The organism is Streptomyces sp. cg36, assembly GCF_041080675.1.
Classification (GTDB): Bacteria; Actinomycetota; Actinomycetes; order Streptomycetales; family Streptomycetaceae; genus Streptomyces.
Map to the genome: position 1 here is coordinate 7,642,747 of NZ_CP163520.1, position 17,659 is coordinate 7,660,405.

General features: G+C 74.2%; 14 protein-coding genes. 6 read left to right on the forward strand and 8 right to left on the reverse strand.

Annotation, left to right across the window (positions count from 1 at the left end):
• Positions 1–111: 111 nt before the first annotated feature.
• The 3 genes from AB5J87_RS33700 (at position 112) to AB5J87_RS33710 (ending at position 3,275) form a co-directional block, all read left to right on the forward strand.
• On the forward strand, positions 112–1,452 hold the full coding sequence (locus AB5J87_RS33700; RefSeq protein WP_369382472.1) for a cytochrome P450: 1,341 nt from the start codon (positions 112–114) through the stop codon (positions 1,450–1,452).
• Positions 1,453–1,534: 82 nt separating this feature from the next.
• Positions 1,535–1,918, forward strand: coding sequence for a VOC family protein (locus AB5J87_RS33705; RefSeq protein ID WP_369382473.1), 384 nt, complete (start codon positions 1,535–1,537; stop codon positions 1,916–1,918).
• 136 nt (positions 1,919–2,054) lie between these two features.
• On the forward strand, positions 2,055–3,275 hold the full coding sequence (locus AB5J87_RS33710) for a GNAT family N-acetyltransferase (protein WP_369382474.1): 1,221 nt from the start codon (positions 2,055–2,057) through the stop codon (positions 3,273–3,275).
• An 85-nt stretch (positions 3,276–3,360) separates the two neighbouring features.
• On the opposite strand, the gene AB5J87_RS33715 is transcribed toward AB5J87_RS33710, so the two are convergent.
• The 7 genes from AB5J87_RS33715 to AB5J87_RS33745 all read right to left on the reverse strand — a co-directional run bounded on the left by AB5J87_RS33715 (position 3,361) and on the right by AB5J87_RS33745 (position 12,641).
• On the reverse strand, positions 3,361–4,113 hold the full coding sequence (locus tag AB5J87_RS33715) for a VOC family protein (RefSeq protein WP_369383750.1): 753 nt from the start codon (positions 4,111–4,113) through the stop codon (positions 3,361–3,363).
• Between the two features lie 174 nt (positions 4,114–4,287).
• Positions 4,288–5,328, reverse strand: a complete 1,041-nt coding sequence (locus AB5J87_RS33720) for a cation diffusion facilitator family transporter (RefSeq protein ID WP_369382475.1) — start codon at positions 5,326–5,328, stop codon at positions 4,288–4,290.
• 288 nt (positions 5,329–5,616) lie between these two features.
• The gene (locus AB5J87_RS33725) at positions 5,617–6,057 is read right to left on the reverse strand and encodes a VOC family protein (RefSeq protein ID WP_369382476.1); all 441 of its coding nucleotides are present in this window, start codon (positions 6,055–6,057) and stop codon (positions 5,617–5,619) included.
• Between the two features lie 119 nt (positions 6,058–6,176).
• Positions 6,177–6,629 (reverse strand): hypothetical protein, encoded by a 453-nt coding sequence (locus AB5J87_RS33730; protein WP_369382477.1) that lies wholly within the window; start codon positions 6,627–6,629, stop codon positions 6,177–6,179.
• A complete protein-coding gene (locus tag AB5J87_RS33735; RefSeq protein WP_369382478.1) occupies positions 6,626–7,000 on the reverse strand; it encodes a hypothetical protein in 375 nt (124 codons plus the stop codon). Before AB5J87_RS33735 ends, AB5J87_RS33730 begins: the two co-directional genes overlap by 4 nt.
• 95 nt (positions 7,001–7,095) lie before the next feature.
• Positions 7,096–10,263, reverse strand: coding sequence for an AAA family ATPase (locus tag AB5J87_RS33740; RefSeq protein WP_369382479.1), 3,168 nt, complete (start codon positions 10,261–10,263; stop codon positions 7,096–7,098).
• Between the two features lie 236 nt (positions 10,264–10,499).
• Positions 10,500–12,641 (reverse strand): M4 family metallopeptidase, encoded by a 2,142-nt coding sequence (locus AB5J87_RS33745; protein WP_369382480.1) that lies wholly within the window; start codon positions 12,639–12,641, stop codon positions 10,500–10,502.
• A 284-nt stretch (positions 12,642–12,925) separates the two neighbouring features.
• Here AB5J87_RS33745 and AB5J87_RS33750 point away from each other — a divergent pair, with 284 nt between their 5' ends.
• The 3 genes from AB5J87_RS33750 to AB5J87_RS33760 all read left to right on the forward strand — a co-directional run bounded on the left by AB5J87_RS33750 (position 12,926) and on the right by AB5J87_RS33760 (position 15,897).
• Positions 12,926–13,858 (forward strand): hypothetical protein, encoded by a 933-nt coding sequence (locus tag AB5J87_RS33750; protein ID WP_369382481.1) that lies wholly within the window; start codon positions 12,926–12,928, stop codon positions 13,856–13,858.
• 465 nt (positions 13,859–14,323) lie between these two features.
• Positions 14,324–14,671: a DUF6479 family protein gene (locus tag AB5J87_RS33755; RefSeq protein ID WP_369382482.1), complete on the forward strand. Its 348-nt coding sequence runs from the start codon at positions 14,324–14,326 to the stop codon at positions 14,669–14,671.
• Between the two features lie 266 nt (positions 14,672–14,937).
• On the forward strand, positions 14,938–15,897 hold the full coding sequence (locus AB5J87_RS33760; RefSeq protein WP_369382483.1) for an SMP-30/gluconolactonase/LRE family protein: 960 nt from the start codon (positions 14,938–14,940) through the stop codon (positions 15,895–15,897).
• 180 nt (positions 15,898–16,077) lie between these two features.
• On the opposite strand, the gene AB5J87_RS33765 is transcribed toward AB5J87_RS33760, so the two are convergent.
• Positions 16,078–17,445 (reverse strand): esterase-like activity of phytase family protein, encoded by a 1,368-nt coding sequence (locus AB5J87_RS33765; protein WP_369382484.1) that lies wholly within the window; start codon positions 17,443–17,445, stop codon positions 16,078–16,080.
• Positions 17,446–17,659: the final 214 nt, after the last annotated feature.

The following is a 17,659-nucleotide window of genomic DNA, read 5'->3' on the forward strand; positions in this document are numbered from 1 at the left end:
ACGGATGGGGGGCCCGGCACGGGGTAGAGGGGGAGCGCGGGGAAACGGCCGTGGGAAGGCGCGAGTCGGCGGCTCCTTCCCGGGCAGGCCCCCGGGACAGGAGACGCCCCCATGCACATTCCCGGCCCCGACCCCCAGGACGACGGCGGTGCGAGTGCGGTCGCCGCCGCGGGCGGGCTGCACCGGTACCAACTGCGGCTGCACGAGGTGTACGGCCCCGTCGTGCGCTTCCAGCTGCCGGGTGCGGCCACGGCCGTGTCGGTCGCCGACCCCGTCCTCCTGGAGGCCACGGCGCACCTCGACGAGCGGCCGGGGGAACTCTTCGCCTTCCTCGACCCGTTGTGCGAGGCGGGCAATCTGCAGATGCTCCCCGCCGACGAGCACACGCCCTGGCGGCGGCTCCTGCTGTCGGTGCTCGCCGGACGCCCCGCCCACGAGCGGCACTTCGCCCACTTCACCGGGGCGGCCCGGGAACTCGCGGACCGCTGGGCCGGACGGGCCGGTGGTGAACCCGTGGAGCTGCAACAGGAGTTGACCGCCCTCTCCCTCCGGATGATCTGCGGCTTCGCGCTCGGCGGCGCGGACGCCGACACCGACGTCGGCCGTGTCGCCGCCGCGTTCGAGGAGGTGCTCACCGAGCACCTCGGCAGGCTCTACCAGGTGCCGCAGGCCGACCCCCGCTCGGCAGAGCGGGCCGAGGGGGCCCTCGCGTATCTGCGCGCGACCGTCGACCGGGTGGTGGCGGCCCACCGCCCGGCGGGCCGCACCGACCGCAGCGACCTGATCGGGGCGCTGGTCGAGGCGGGGGAGAGCCCGGCGCGGATCCGGGACACGGTGATGGTGACGCTGCTCGCCGCCCACCACACCACCGGCGTCGCCGTCTCGTGGACCCTGCACCTGCTGGGCCGCCACCCCGAGGCGGCCGACCGCGTCGCCGCCGAACTGGACCGGGTCCTCGGCGATCGCGCCGTGCCCGACTACGGCGACCTGCGCCGCCTCACCTATCTGGACATGGTCCTGAAGGAGTCGATGCGGCTGTTCCCGCCCGGCCCGTACGGCGCCCGTACGACGAGCGAGGACCTGGTCGTCGGGCCGTACGAGATCCCCGCCGGGGCGACGGTGTTCTATCCGTTCTGGGCGGTGCACCTCAACCCGGAGCACTGGCCCGAGCCCGAGCGGTTCGACCCCGAGCGCTTCACGCCGGAGCGGGTGGCCCGACGGGCGCGGTACGCCTACGTGCCGTTCGGCATCGGGTCGCGCGGCTGCGAGGGCGCCGCCCTGGCGACCGTGGAGGCCCGGGCCGTCCTCGCCGTCCTCCTCAAGCGCCTGCGCTTCGATGCCGCGCCGGGCCGTGCGGTGACCCCGGTGGAACGGTTCGTCCTGTGGGCGCGCGACGGCATCCACATGACCGTGCGGGCGCGCGACGGCCACCCCCGCGAGCCCGCCCCCTGACAGGCCCGGGCCGCACCCGGCGCGCCCCTCCGGCGGCCGGTCCCGCACCCGCCCCGGCCACCGCCTCCGTACACTGACGGCCATGGCATGCCGCATCAGCGAACTGGTCCTGGACTGCGCCGACCCCGAGCGGCTCGCCGCGTTCTGGAGCGAGGTCCTCGGATACGTGGAACTCGGCCGCGAGGACGACGGAAGCATCGAGATCGGGCCGCCCGGCGTCGGCTTCGGCGGTCCGCAGCCCACCTTGATCCTCAGCCCGAGCAGCGACCCGCGCGCGGGCAAACTCCCCCTGCACATCGACGTCAACGCCACCGACCGCGACCAGGACGCCGAGTTGGCGCGGCTGCTGGCGCTCGGCGCCGAGCCCGCCGACGTCGGCCAGTCCGGCACCGAGAACTGGCATGTGCTGGCCGACCCGGAGGGCAATGAATTCTGCCTCCTGCGCGCCCGGATCCAGCCGCTCTGACCCCGGCTCCGCCCAAAGGGCCAGGTCGGTGAAGTGCGGTCCGCCGTAATTCACTTGACCAGTCCGCGCCGCCCGGATGCACTGTGGCGGGGCACCGCGAGCGGTGGTGCCGGTAGCGCGGAAGGCAGCGGCAGCAATGGAGATCCGTCCCACCACCGACCAGGACCACGATGTCTTCGTCGACACCCTCCATGCCGCCTTCGGGCTCTTCCAGGAACCCCCGAACGAGGGCGGCGGGGTGTGGTGGTCGGCGTGGGAGATGGACCGCGGCCTGCTGGCGACGACCGACGAGGGACGGCCCGTCGGCACCGCCGGTGCGTACTCCTTCGAGCTCACCCTGCCCGGTGAGACCATCGTCCCCGCCGCCGGAGTGACGGCCGTCGGCGTGGTGCCCTCGCACCGGCGCCAGGGCGTGCTCACCGCGCTGATGCGGCACCAGCTCGCTGAGCTGCGGACCCGGGGCGAGTTCCTCTCCGTGCTCCTGGCCTCCGAGGCCCTGATCTACCGCAGGTTCGGCTACGGACCGGCGACCTACACCCAGCGGCTGAAGGTTCCCCGCCCGCGCGCCGCGCTCGCGCGGCCACGGGCGCAGCAGACGGCCGGTGCGGCGGCGACGGGCTCGATCGAGGTGCTGCGGCGCGCCGAGTGCGGGGAGATCCTCGAAGAGGTCTACGACCGGTACCGGCGCGCCCAGCCCGGCGCGCTCTCGCGCCCGCACCGCTGGTGGACGCTGGGCGCGGGCCGGCCGCCGGTCAGCAGGGCGCCGCGCTTCGTCGCCGTCCACCGCGACGCCGACGGCGTTCCCGACGGGTACGCGAGTTACGCGATCGCCGGCCGCGAGACCCTGAACGTCGACGAGGTCATCGCCACCGACGACGCGGTCTTCACGGCCCTGGCCGGGTTCGCGCTGGGCCACGACCTGGTCGGCGAGGTGGCGTTCAGGCACGTTCCGCCCGGCCATCCGCTGCGCTGGCAGCTGGCGGACTTCCGGGCCGGTCAGGTGGCCGAGGACACCGACTGGCTGTGGGTGCGGCTGCTGGACGTCCCGCGCGCGCTGACCGCGCGCGGCTGGTCGGCGGAGGGCGAACTTGTCCTGGACGTCGACGACCGGTTCCTCGGCGAGTACGGCCGCTATCTGCTGACCGTGAAGGGCGGCGAGGCCGAGTGCGTGACGACCGACCGGGAGCCCGATCTGACGCTGGACATCAGTGATCTGGGCTCGGTCTACCTCGGCGGCACCACCCCGAGCACCCTCGTACGAGCGGGGCACATACGGGCCCACCGCCCGGGCGCCGCGGAGCTCGCCGACGCCCTCTTCCACAGCGAGCGCGCGCCGCACTGCCTGCACTGGTTCTGACCGCCTCGGCGGTCCGGCCGCCGGATCCGGCCGTCCCGGGCCCCGAGGGGCCCGGGCGGGGGATCCGGCGGCCGGACCTACGGCGTCACTCGGGCTGTTCCGGGGTCGTCGCGTTGATCACGGAGAAGCCGCCGCCCTGCGGGTCCGTCAGGACGGCCATGCGGCCCGCGGCCATGTCGAAGGCGGGGGCGAGGACCGAGCCGCCCGCGCGCACGGCGGCGGCCTGGACGCTGTCGACGTCGTCCACCGCGAAGTACGGCATCCAGTGCGGGGGGACGCCCGGCGGGAGGGCGGCGAGGTCCATCATGCCGCCGATGGCGCGCCCGCCGACCTTGAGCTCGATGTACCCCTCGGCGCCGGGCATCTCGGTGGGCGCGGCCGTGAGCGGCAGGACGGCGCCGTAGAACTGGGTGGCCGCGGCGGTGTCGCCGGTGTTCAGCTCGTTCCAGATGAGCGCGCCGTGCTCGTTGACGATTCCCGCGCCGTCGAAGGTCCCGGCCTGCCACAGGCCGAAGACCGCGCCGGTCGGGTCCGCGACGACGGCCATGCGGCCCAGCTCCATGACGTCCTGGGCGCCCATCACGACCGTGCCCCCGGCGTCCGCGACGGTCTTCAGGGTGGAGTCGAGGGAGTCGGTGGCCAGGTAGGTCGTCCACGCGGTGGGCGGCATCGGGTCCGGGACGGTGCCGTCCGGGTTCATCGCCTTCATGATTCCGGCGACGGGCTTCCCCTTGAGGAGGCACACGGAGTAGCCGCCGGTCTCCGGCGGGCCGATCTCGCCCTGCCAGCCGAAGAGGTCGCAGTAGAAGTCGAGGGCGGCCTGCTGATCGGGGACCATCAGGTCGATCCAACAGGGGGTACCGGGCTTGTAGGGGCCGTTCTTGTCGGGCACGGGGGCCTCCGGTGGGTGGCGCTCGGGGTGGGACGGGGCGTTCTGTACCCGACCTGTGCGCGGCTAACCGAGCCGAACGGGTGAACGAGTCCCGACTGCCCGTCGGACCCCGTGGCCGGATCAGTGGTCGTGCGGTCCGGCGCGGTGCACGGGGCCGTGGGCGTCGTCGCAGTGGTCGGCCCCGCCCGCTCCGCCGGGTGCGGCCGTGATCTGGAGGAGCTCGTCGGCCTTGACGTCGTCCTCCCCGAGGTGGTCCACCTGCAGCGTGGCGTGGCCGATGCCGTGGGTCGCGCGCAGCAGCCGCTGGAGGTGGCGGCGCACGGCGTGGCAGTCGCCGTCCGGCTCGACCAGGACGTGCGCGGACAGGGCGGGCTCGCCCGAAGTGATCGTCCAGATGTGCAGGTCGTGGATTTCCACCACCGATCTCTGCGAGGCGAGTTCGTCGCCGATCGCATCGGGGTCGAGGCCGGCCGGGGCCGCTTCGAGGAGGATCCGCCCGGAGTCGCGCACCAGCCCGAACCCGGCCCGCACCATGAGCGCGACGACCACGAGCGTGGCGATGGCGTCGATGCGGTCGAAGCCGGTCAGGACGACGATCAGCGCGGCGACGGCGGTGGCGATGAAGGCGAACAGGTCGTTCAGGATGTGCTGGTAGGCGCCTTCCACGTTGAGGGACGTGCGGTTGGCCTTGGAGATGCACCAGGCGGCGACGATGTTGACCACGATGCCGGTGAGCGCGACCACGAGCATCAGGCCGCCCTCGACCTCGGGCGGGTCGATCAGCCGCCGTACCGCCTCGTAGGCGAGCCAGGCCCCGAGCAGGAGGAGGGTGAGCCCGTTGGCCTGGGCGGAGAGGATCTCGGCGCGCTTGAGCCCGTACGTGAATCCGCCGCGGGCGGGGCGCGCGGCGAGCCGCATCGCGATCATGGCGAGCACGATCGAGGCGGCGTCGGTGAGCATGTGCGCCGCGTCGGAGATCAGCGCCAGGGAACCGGCGATGACGCCGACGACGACCTCGGCCGCCATGAACGTCGTGATCAGGGTGAGGGCGATGGCCAGCCACCGCCGGTCGGCGTCCGCCGAAACCCCATGGGAGTGCCCCGAGTGCGACCCTGCGCCATGGGCGTGGCCGTGTCCATGGGATTCGTCGTGGTGGCTCATGGAAGACGCCTTCCCCCGTGCGTGAATTGATAAGACGCGACGCAGTCAAACGCATGGCCGAAGGATTTGGCAAAGGCTGCATTGGTGACCGTTGTCATCTCGCATAAGAGTGCGCTGACCTGCGGATATGCGGCAGCGAGAAACGCCAATGGGATCGGTTTTCAGTTCCCGGGAATGGTCGGCCAATTGCGTGGGATTTCCGTGGGCCGGGGAATCGGCGCGTCGGCCGTCGGCCCGTCGGGAAGGCCGGTCGGGGGCGGGTCCGGGGCGGCGGGCGCGGTCGCCCGTTCAGCCGACCTGTTCCGCCAGTCCGACGACGATGCCCTCGGGGCCGCGCACGTAACAGAGCCGGTAGACGTTCTCGAACCGCGCCACTTCCCCCACGAGTTCGGCGCCGTGGCCGCGCAGCCGGGCGACGGTGTCGTCGATGTCGTCCACGGCGAACATGACGCGCCGGATGCCCAGCGTGTTGGACGGCGCGTCCCGCGGTACGGCGCCGACCGCCTTCGGCGTGTGGAACCGGGCCGGCTCCACCCGGCCGTGGCCGTCGGGGGTCCGCAGCATCGCGACGTCCTGCCGGGCGCCCTCGATCCCGATGACACGGTCCACCCACTCGCCCTCGACGGGCATGGTGCCCTCCAGCTCCATGCCGAGTTCCACGAAGAACGCGACGACCGCGTCCAGGTCCTCGACCACGATGAGGACGTTGTCCATGCGCTGGATCGCCATGCCGGCACTCCTTCGTTCGCCGCGGTGCTCCGCTGCGGCCATGGTGGCCGCGGCCAGCCCTGGGACGGAGCCGCCGGGCCGTTCCCGACATGCTCCGCCCCATTCTCCGCGCGCCGGGCTCACGGGCGTATCAGCGTCACCTCCCGGGCGTGGGCCTCCTGTACGTCCGGTGCCCAGTCGCCGGTGCAGTAGATCGACAGCTCGCTCATGGCGCCGTCGCGCACCTCGGCGCGGAGCATCTCGCGGCAGTACCAGTCGCCGCCGCCGTCGCTCCAGCGCTCCTCGAACTCGATGACGATCCCGGTCCCGGTCACGTCGACGCGATGGCGGGGAACGGTGCCCAGGTACGGGTGGCTGGTGCGGCGCAGGGCGACCAACTGGTCGCGGCCCACCGTCTGGATCCGCCACTGCGGCAGGGACAGATCGCAGAACGCGTCCTCGGTGAAGAGGCCCTCGGGTGCGGAGTTGGTGCACAGGAACTCGACGAAGAGCGCGGCCAGGCGTTCGGCGGCGCGCTCGTCGAGGGCGCGCCCGGCCCGGCCCTGCGACAGGGTGTCGGCGGTGGTGTTCATGACGTCGCCCCGGCCAGATTGCGGCCGATGACCTCCATCGTGCGGTTCAGCTCGTCCGTGGGGCTGAACTCGACGACCTCGGTACCGGCGAAGAGGAGCGGAAGGTGGCCTGGGGCGCCGTAGTAGACGTCACCGGCGTGGAAGACCTCGTCGTGGTCGGCGTAGCGGAACACGATCCTGCCGGAGACGACCTGGCCCCAGTGCGGGCACTGGCAGCGGTCGTCGGGCAGGCCCCGGAACAGCGGCGCCGGGTCCATGTCCTGCTTCATGGTCTCGTACGAGACGGTGTACGGGCCGAGTTCGGCGTAGCGCCCCTCGATGACCGGCTCGTCCACCTTGAGCACCGCCTCGGCCTTGGATGTGCGTGGCATGGCGTCCGTCCCTTGGTCCGTCGGCCGCATCCCTGGTGTGCGGCTCTCGACACCCGAAAGGCGTGAGTTCCCGCGGCACGGTGTGCGGCCGGTCCTCACAGGCGCCAGACGGGCAGGTCCTCCGGCCGGTAGACGCACAGGGTGCCGGTGCGCACGGCGGTTTCGAGGTGGCGGCCGAGCTCGGGGTGGACGCTCGCGACCCGGTGGACGGCCGCGTGGATGCGGGCGGTGACCGCGGTGCGGGCGCGCTCGGCGGGGGAGCCGGTGCGGCGGACCCGGCCGCCGATGCCGTACGCGGCCGACAGCTGGCCCACCAGCGCCTCGCGCTCCACCGCGATCCGCTCGGCCCGCACGGCGTCCCCACGGGCGTCCGCGTCGGCGGCCTCCTCCTCCAGCTCGTGCAGCCTGCGCCGGTAGGCGGCCCGGGCGGTGGCGTCGAGCAGCTCCCCCGTGTCGCCCTGCGGTCCCAGACCCTCGGGAACCGTGCCCGGGGCGGCGGGCGCGGGGGACGCCAGCTCCACGGCGGGCACCGGGGTGCCGGGCCGCGCCAGCAGCACCGCGAGGTCCCGCAGACCCTTGCTGTCGGGCACCCGTACGTCCCGCCCCGCGAAGCGCAGATGCCACAGCGGGCCCTCCCGGCGGAACACCGCGACAGCGGCGTCCACCGACCCGGCTGCCTCGACGGCCGGGGGAGCGGCGGGGTGCCCGGCGGATACGGGCAGTTCGCGCTCGATGCGTTCGGTGAGCGCGACCGCGCCCGCCGCGCGGGTCGCCGCCAGCGCCGCCTCGCGATGGCGTGCCGTGTCGCGGGGGCGCCCCAAGGCCCGTGCCAGGAGCGCGAGATGGCGGTCGACGGGGCCGCGTACGGCGGCGCCGATGCCCTCGACGGCGAACAGCCCCGCGTACGGCGCGAGCGCCTCGTACAGCAGGGCCGCCGACGGGTGGTGGCCCACCGCGCCGACGATCTCCGCGGCCTGCGCCATCATCGGCAGCCACTCGCTGTCCCGGGGCGCCTCGCCGAGCCTCGGCGCCACCGCGGACAGCCGGTGCGCGGCCTCCTCCCGGCGTCCGTCCTGCGCGGCCAGCAGGCCCAGTGTGACGCGCGGCCACAGACCCGGAAACCGCTCCAGGCCGGGCACGGCGGCCCGGTTCCACGCCGCCCGCCCGGGGTCGTCCGTCTCGGCGTACAGGCACCAGCGCTGGGTCTGGGCCAGCACCGCCGCGTTGGCGCTGCCCGCCGCCCGGCCCAGCGCCTCCACCTCGTCGAGCGCCGCCGCGCACTGAGCGAACCTGCCCTCGCGCAGCGCCCGCGCACCGCGCCACAGCGGCACGTACCAGGCGTACAGGGGGCGGCGCAGCGGGCGCACCGCGTCCTCGTACACCAGGGCCTCGGTGTCGGCCGCCGCGAACGCGCCGGTCTCCAGGAGCGCCACCAGACGCAGCCGGCGGCCCAGGAGCTCCAGGACGGGGTCGGGCAGGGCCCGTGCCGTCGCGATGATCTCGCCGGACAGCTCCAGCCGCTCTTGGCAGTGGTCGGGGCCCGGCCGGGCGTCGCACAGGGCCGCGAGGGCCTGGCCCAGCGTGGCCGCGTCACCGGCCTCCCGCGCGGTGCGGACCGCCTCCTCGGCGAGGGCGAGGCGCCGCTCCTCGGACTCGACCGCCCCGGAGGCCAGCGACAGCCGGGCGGTCACCGCCGCGTACAGCGCGGCACGGTCCGCATCGCCGGTCAGGGCGGCCCGGGCCTCGGCCAGCAGGTCGGTCTGCTCGCGGTCCGCCAGGTCGACCTCGAAGCCGACCGGGCCGGTGCCGAGCCCCAGCGCGGCCCGGGAGAGCAGGTCGGGCCGGTGCGCCTCGCGGGCGAGGGCGGCGGCGCGCAGCAGGGTGGTCCTGGCCGGGTCCCAGCGCCCCTCGCCCAGGCGCGCGGCGCCGAGCCCGATCAGCACCTCGGCGAGCGCGGCGCCGTCGGCGCACACCTCGGCCGCCCGTTCGTACCAGTGGGCCGCGTCCTCGTAGGCGAGGAGCCCGGCGGCCCGCTCGGCGGCCTCGCGGGCGTACCGCGCGGCCTCGGCCGTCCGCCCCGGACCGGCGAGCAGGAGGTGGTGGGCCACGGCGGCGGGGCCGGTGTCGCGTCCGCGCCGCGCGTGCGCGGCCAGTACGGCGCCGATCGCGCGGTGTGCGGCGGCCCGCTCCGGCGGGGCGAGCCCGCCGTACACCGCCTCCCTCAGCAGGTCGTGCCGGAAGACGGCGTGGTCGGCGCCGACGTCCGCCAGCAGCCCCGCGCCCGCGGCCTCGCCGAGCAGGGCGCGCACCTCCTCCAACGGCACGTCCGCGGCCTCCGCCACGACGTCGAGGCGGAACCGGGTGCCGAGCGCGGCGGCGACCTCCAGCGTCCGCGCGGCGCGCGGCGACAGTTCGCCGGTACGGGCGAGGACGGCGGCCCGTACCGCGGCCGGGGAGCCGCCCGGCCCGGATCCGTCACCGGGCGGCGCGTCCTTTGGGCCGTCCCGCCCGCCGCACGCCCGCAGCAGTTCCGTCACGAAGAACGCCTCGCCGCCGGTGCGCCGCAGCACCGCCCGCACCTCCCCGGGCGCGGGCGCGGAGCCGGTCGCCGCCGACATCAGGGCCGCCACGTCCTCGGTCCGCAGGGAGCCCAGGGGCAACGACCTTCCCCGGCCCAGTAGTTGGGCCCGCGCCCAGGCCCGGTCCTGCCAGGCGCCGTCGTCGTCGCGCGCGGTGGCGAGCAGGAGCACCGGCGCGGTGCGGGCCGCGTCCGCCGTCTCCAGCAGCAGCCGCAGCGAGGACCCGTCGGCCGCGTGGGCGTCGTCGAGGACGAGCAACAGCGGGCGCCGCCGGGCCGCCGTCGCCAGCACCTCGCCGACGTCGCCCGCCAGCCGCAGCCGCGCGGCCTCCGGGTCGGCCCCGACCGCCGGTTCCCCGGTACCGGACACCAGCGCCCGCAGCGGCGGCGAGGCGGCCACCAGCCGCCCGCACGCCACGTCGTCGGCCACGAGCTCGCGCAGCAGCCGTGACCAGGGCCGCAGCGCCCGGCCCGCGGTCCCGGGCGGGCACCAGGCCCACACCGTGCGAAAGCCGTCGGCGCGCGCGGCGAGCTCCTCGGCGGTACGCGTCTTGCCCACCCCGGCGGCGCCCGTCAGCGTGACGAGACCGCCGCGCCCCGCCGCGGCCCGTGCGAGGGCCTCCCGCAGCTCGGCCAGCACGTCCCGGCGCCCGACGAAGGGGTAGCCCGCCACCGTGCCCGCCATGATGTCCGTCCTCGCCGAACCCGGTCCGTACGCGGATTCTCTCGCTGGTTCCGAGCCTAGGCAGATGGCGGGGAAGGTGCGAGGCGCTGCGGCGGCGGGGGCCGTGCCGCGATCCCGTGCGCCCCCGGGCGGCGCCCCGTACGGGGGCGGCGGGGCATGGAACGGCCCGGACGGGGGCTTGGGGGGCATCCCGTCCGGGCCGTGGATCAGAGCTGGTGCGGCGTGGGTGAGCCGTATCAGCCGGTGGTGACCGACGCGTCGTCGATCAGGAAGCTCGTGGCCAGCGAGGAGTCCTCGGTGCCCGTGAACTTGATGGTGACCGTCTTGCCCTTGAAGGCGGACAGGTCGAGGGTGCGCTGGACGTAGCCGCTGGGCGTGGCGTTGGAGTACGTCGCCAGGGTGGTCGTCGTGCTGCCGGAGACGACCTGCGCCTTGAGGGTGTCGTACGCGCTGCTGCCGGTCTCCTTGGTGTCGATCGCGAGCCAGAAGGAGAGCTTCGGGGCGGTGGCCGACGCCGGGATCGTCACCGACTGGGAGAGCGTGTCGGTGTGCGAGGAGCCGTAGCCGTCCAGCCAGGCGTAGTACGAGCCGCCGTGGGCGGTGGCGCCGGTGTCGTTGGTGATGGCGCCCGAGGACGCGGTCCAGTTGGTCGCGCCCGACTCGAAGCCGGGGTTGAGCAGCAGGTTGGAGCCGCTCGGCGGCTGGGTGGTGGTGCCGCCGCAGGTGGTCGCGGTCGGGGCGACGCCGACGCCGCTCCACGCCTTCTCGACGGTGGCGCACTGGGTGCTGGAGGCGCCGTACAGGTCGGTCGCGGCCTTGATGCTCGCGGTACGGGCGTCCGCGTAGGTGGAGGCTGCCGTCAGGTACGTGGTGAGCGCGCGGTACCAGATCTTGCCGGTGGCGTCGTTGCCGAGGCCGGTGACCGTACCGCCGTCGCAGGTGGGGCTGTTGCCCCAGCTGGAGGAGCCCGAGCCGACCGCCATCAGGTAGAACCAGTGGTTGCCGACGCCGGACGAGTAGTGCGGGTCGAGGTTCTTGGTGTTGGTGGTCCAGCAGCTCTGGGAGACGCCGTCCTTCTTCGGGTCGTCCATGTACCGCAGCGGCGTGGAGCCGATCTTCTCGCCGATGAGGTAGTCGGGCTTGTCCGCCGGGCTGTTGGCGTTGAACTCGACCAGGGTGCCGAAGATGTCCGAGGTGGACTCGTTGAGGCCGCCCGCGTCACCGAAGTAGTTGAGGCCCGCGGTGGCGGCGGTGACGCCGTGGCTCATCTCGTGGCCGGCCACGTCCAGTTCGGTGAACGGCTTCTGACCGACGGCGCCGTCGCCGTAGATCATGCTGAAGCTGTCGTCGTCCCAGCCCGCGTTGTCGTAGTTGGTGCCGTAGTGCACGAAGGAGCGGGCGCCGACGCCGTCGTTCTTGATGCCGTTGCGGCCGTGGACGTTCTTGTAGTAGTCCCAGGTGGCCTGGATGCCGTAGTGGGCGTCCACGGCGACGGTGGCGCGGTCGTTGAGGGTGCCGTCGCCCCACACGTTGTCCGTGTCGGTGAACGGGACGCCCCAGCCGGCCGGCGGCGAGTCGTTGGTGACGGTCTTGTTCTGGGCGTCCCGCGTCTCCCCGTTGCCGCGGGTCGGGTCCTTCAGCTCGTAGCCGCCGCCCGCGCCGGTGCTGGTGCCCAGCGTCACGTCGCCGACCTGGTAGCCGTGGCCGGTGCCGGAGGCCGCGGCACCGGCGGCGGTGGCGCCCTGCGCGGTGGTGGTGGTCCGGCCCGCCACGATGGTGCTGTGGAAGGTGTTCCAGGTCTTGCCGGCCTTGCCGGTGGTGGCGTCGATCAGGGTGTGGACGTGGCTGGGGGAGCCGTCGGGGGCGGTGCCGTTGACGACGACCTGCCAGGCGAGCGTCGGCGTGGCGGCCGTGGCGTCGACCACGAGCTGGGCGGTGCTGCCCTTGCGGGCGCCCTTGAACTTCGCGACGGCCACGGCCACCGCGTGCTGCTTGGTGACCTTGGGGGTCACCGAGAGCGTGAGGGGGGCCTTGAGGGTGAGCGTGGTCGAACGCAGCTCGCCGTTGGGGGCGGAGTGCACGATGACGTCGCCGCCCAGGACGGGCAGACCCTGGTAGCGCCGGTCCAGGTGGACGTGGCGGGTGCCGTCCTTGTCGACGGTCACGTCGTGTGACACGAACGTGTCGTGCGCGCCGGCCTTGACGGTGCCGGGGCTGGCGGCGACCTCGGCGGTGGCGTCGCGCAGGGCCTGGGACTTGCTCGGCTTGGGCGTGGCGGCCCGGGGGCCCTTGGCTGCGGAGGCCGGGGTGCCCGCACCGGCTATCAGGAGGCCGCTGACCGCGAGGGACAGCGAACCGACGAGGAGAGATCGTTTCATGGAGCGGGAGAATGGCGGGATCCACCGCTGCGGGGCAATGAGATGCCAATTCTGTTTAATACGCTTCCCTGTGAAACGGCCATGACAAGTAACGGGGGTGTGTCCACGCTGTTTCCTGCGCTGATGGACGTGTGTGGCGGGAGCAGAACGGACGGTCGGCGCAACCGGCGGCGCAACCGGGGCCTTGGTCAAGACTGTTCACATCGTGACCCGCGTCACCTGCCGTTTGGCTGGAAGTCGCTAGCATGTGCTACCCCACGCACGGCACGCAGGACGGATCACCTGTGCCCTCTCAACCCCCGCCGCCCGACCTGGCCGACGCCCTGCGCCACGGCCCGTTCGAGACCGCGCTCGACTGTGCCGTGCGCGCCAGCGGCCTGAGCCTGGAACGCATCCAGCACCGGCTGGCCGCCCGTGGAGTGGTCGTCAGCGTGACGACGCTCAGTTACTGGCGGCGGGGCCGCAGCCGCCCCGAACGCCCCCAGTCCCGGCAGGCCGTGCGGCTGTTGGAGGACCTCCTCGGACTGCCCACCGACTCCCTGGTCTCCCTGCTGGGCCCCCAGCGCCCGCGCGGGCGCTGGGTCAACCGCGCGCCGCGGATCCTGGAGACCGGCGACCTGTGGCAGCGGTACGAGAGCCTGCCCGCGCTGCTCGACGCGATGGGCTCCACCGACGACGGCCTGACCCGGCTCGCCGTGCACGACCGGTACGAGATCGACGAGAACGGCGCCGAGCGGCGGCTGACGGTCACCATGGTGCTGCGCGCCGAGCACGAGCGGGTCGACCGGCTGGTGCTGATCAGCCGGGGCGACGACCCGCAGCGCGAACTGCCCGAGATCACCGGCGTCCGCAATGCCCGCAAAGGCAGGGTCCGTTCTGACACGTCCGTACCGCTGTCCGTCGCGGAGCTGCTCCTGGACCGGGTGCTCACCAAGGGCGAGACCGACGTCATCGAGTACACCTACGCCTTCGGTACCAGCGGCGCGCGCACCAGCGAGGTCGGCACCGGGTTCCGCGCCCCGGCCCGGCTCTACACCGTCGAGGTGCAGTTCCACCCCGACGCCGTCCCCGTACGGTGCCGGCGCTACTCCGGCACCACGGCGGGCGGGCCCATGGTCGCGGCCGAGCAGGTGTGGATCAGCGCGTCCGGCCGGGCCGCGTTCACCGTCGAGGACCCGGGCCCGGGGTTCGAGGCCATGCGCTGGGAGTGGGAGTAGGGACTCCGGGCGGACGCGTCCGGGGCGCGGTGGCCCGGCGGCGCTCCGGTGGTGCCCTGCCGGGGCGGAGACCCAGGGCTCGGCAGGGCACCCCTGACGGGCCCGGAATGCTTCGGGACGGGACCCGTCGACGAGGGCCGCGCGACCCTCACGGCGTACGGGTGTCCCACGGCGGCCGACTCATTCGCGCGACTTGAGCCCGCCGGGATCGACCCCTGTTCCCGTTTCGACCCGAACCACAGCTCCTCGTAGCGCCCCATGGCCACGACGCCGAGGAGGAGGACGCCGGGCACCAGCAGCGGAACGAGCAGGACGAGCACGGGCATCGGTGGGCCCGCCTTCCGGGAGGAGGGTGGACCGCCCGGGTCCCGCGCCCTGGGCAACCCAAACCCTTTCGCTCGCGGGGTGGTCCGGGCGGTGGCGTTGTGTGATGTTTCGCCGGGATCCACCGGGTACTCGCAGGGCATGAACATCCTCGCTGCACAGCTCGCTGCCCACCAGGGCGTTACCGGAACGCTGCTCGTCGCGGTGGGTGTGGTGATCGTGGCGCTGCTGATCGCGGCAGTGTGGTGGGGGCTGCGCCGTCAGGACCGCGCACCGCGCCCGCCCCGACCGGAGGAGCAGCCCCGGCGCCCGCGCTCGGGGCGCGAGGCGCGGGAGCGCCGTGAACCCGCCGACGTACCGCGGGACGGGCCCCGGCTCACCCCGCACCAGCTCCCCGGCTTCGGCAACCAGGGCACCCGGCGCGCCCGTGACCAGGCCGAACCACCGCCCCGCCGGGACAACGGCGACGGCGCCGGCCCCTCGGCCTGAGAAGGTGCGGCCCGAGGGGGTCTTGACTCGGACGCGCGGTGCCGGGCACACAATGGCGGTCACGTGACGAGAGGGACTGCCATGCCCGGTACCGACACACCCTTGCCGACGCGCCGCCCGGCACCCGCCCGGATCCGTCGGCGAAGGGGGCGCGCCCTGCTCACCGAGATGGGCCCGCACCCCGATCCGCACCCCGAGGAGAGGCGGCGCCGCCCGTGTGCCCGTCCTGGTCGGCGCGCCGCATGAGCCGGTCCCGGACCGCCGGCGTGACGCGCACACCGCCGCTCCACCTGGTCGGGCTGGGCGCGACCGGGCCCGAGGACGTCGTGTTCGACGGCCTGGGCCGGGTCCTGACCGGCGTCGGCGACGGCCGCCTCCTGCGGATCGAACTGCCCCGGACCCCCGGATCCGCCGCGACGGTCCACGAGGTGGGCCGTACGGCGGGGCGCCCCCTCGGACTCGAAGCACTGCCCGACGGGCGCCTGCTGGTGTGCGACGCGCGGCGCGGCCTGCTCCGGATCGACCCCGACGGCACATCGGCCGCCGAGGTGCTGGCCGACTCGGTCGCCGGAACGCCCCTGCGCTTCTGCAGCAACGCGGTCGCGGCGTCGGACGGCACGGTCTACTTCACCGTCTCCAGCCGCCGGTACGGGCTGGAACACTGGCTCTCCGACATCGTCGAGCACCGGCCGACCGGCCTGCTGGCGCGGCTCGTACCCGGCGGGGAGCCCGAAGTGCTCCTGGACGAGCTCCACTTCGCCAACGGGGTGGCCCTGGCCCCCGACGAGTCGTATCTGGTGGTGGCGGAGACCGGGGCGCGGCGGCTCACCCGCCGGTGGCTGACGGGCCCCGGCGCGGGCGGCCACGACACCTTCGCGGACGACCTGCCCGGCTTCCCCGACAACATGTCCCGCACCCCGCGCGGTGGCTTCTGGGTGGCGCTGGCCTCCCCGCGCAACCCGGCACTGGAGTGGCTGCACCGGGCCGCACCCCCGGTGCGCCGGGCGACGGCCACCGCGACCCGGCACCTTCCGGACCTTCCGCCCCGGGCCGCCCGCGTCCTCGAAGTCGACACGCGGGGGCGGGTGGTGCGCCGGCTGCGCGGCGCCGGGGAGCGCTACCGCATGGCGACCGGAGTGGCCGAACACGCGGGCCGCCTCGTCCTGGGCAGCCTCGCGGAGGGGGCGGTGGCCTGGTGCGACCTGGGGGAGCCGGGGGCGGTGTGACCCGCCCCGGCGGCTCCTCGCGGAAGGTGGTCGTTAGGGATGGTCCGTGCCGGTGCGGGGCTGGCGCCGAGGAGCCGGGGACCGGCTGAGGTGTCCCGGGGGTGTCGGCGGACGGCGTCCCGCCCCGCGATCCGCAGTCGCGGGGCGGCCGGAGGAGTCTTCGGCCGCCCCGACCGATTGTCAGCCGCGCACCGGCCGCGGCAGCCGCACATACGTGACGGTCGTCTCGATGCCGCTGTCCACCAGGCGGCCCCGCGCGTCGAAGGCTTCGGGGCCGTCGCTCATGCCGAAGTCGTTGTCGTTGATGAGCGCCAGGGTGTCCGGACCGGTGAGGGCGATGCCCTCGATCTTGCCGGGCACGCCCGGCACCTTGCCGAAGTCGGCGACGAGCGTCTTGCGCAGCACCGGTACCTTCGCCGCCGCCGGGTCGTCCAACTGCTCGTACGAGGGCGAGGTCGCCGGGTCGTCCCAGGCGCCGGCGAGGATGCCCCGGCCGTGCGGCAGGGTGACGCGGTGGACGCGGGAGGTCTTGTCGGTGCGCTCCTGCACCAGCAGCTTGTCGCCGCCGAGCGCCACCAGGGAGGAGATCTTGAGCTCGGAGGTGTCGTGCTGACTCGGATCGACGACGTCCACCGGGTCGAAGCGGTAGGCGTACTCGGCCCTCACGGCGCGCTTCTTGGGGGAGAAGCGCAGCAGGCGCGTGTTGCGCGAACCGTTGCCCGCCGTCGCGTCCGGCACGGACAGCGGGCTCTGCACCGCCAGGACCAGGTCGCCGCCGGGGAGCTGGGCCAGCCCCTCGAAGCCCCGGTTGGTCTTGCGCTTGAGCAGAATGGCGGGCAGCGACTCCACGACCGGATAGTCGGCGCCCTTGAGGTTGAGCCCCCTGGGGACGTACCGGGTCAGGACCTCGCCCCGGGCGGAGACGTGCACCAGCGACGGCCCGTACTCGTCGACCAGCCAGAACGTGCCGTCGGCGGCGCGCACGATCCCCTCGGTGTCCAGCCCGTTCGGGTCGTAGTGCAGCGGGGTCCTCGCGTCGTACGTGTACGGGGCCTCGTCGCGGGACGCCTGGTTGGGCAGACCGGTGACGGCCTTGCCGGAACGTGTGGTCAGCGGGATGGACTTGAGGACCTGGACGCGGTGGCCGGAGACCCGGATCTTGACGATCGCCGGGTCGAAGCCGGGGACCGGGAAGGTGCGGCGCTTGGTGCCGTCCACCTTGATCTGCCCGTTGGGGCCCCGGTCGGTCACCGTCCAGAACTCGCCCTTGCGCCCGGCCGGGTAGATGTCGCTGCCGATCCCGCCGAGGTCGATGCCGTGGTCGTCCGCGACCGAGCCGGGCAGCAGGGCGTTGCTGAACGGGCCGAGAGGAGTGTTCCCCAGGGTGGCCGAGCCCACGACCCGTACGCCCTTGTCGCCGTGCGGCCCGCCGTGCGCGGACGCGGGTGCGCCCGTCGCGGTGACGGCGACCGCCGCGAGCAGGGCGAGGGGTACGCCCGCGGAGAGGGTACGGCGTACGGTGCGCCGGGTGTGCGCGTGGGATGACATCGGGCCTCCTGGCCAGCAGAACATGTGACGGTGGCCAAGTTGCTGGCCGCGTCCGAACGCGAGGAGACGCCGGGGTGAATGCCGCCCGACGCGCGGCCGACACCCCGGCGGCGGGGCGGCGGGCTCCCGTCCCGGCCGGGCCCGGCGTCCGGCACCGGCGGGCGGGTGCGATTGCCGGGCGTCGCGCTATGGCGCCCGCGCCCGGTGCGCGGCA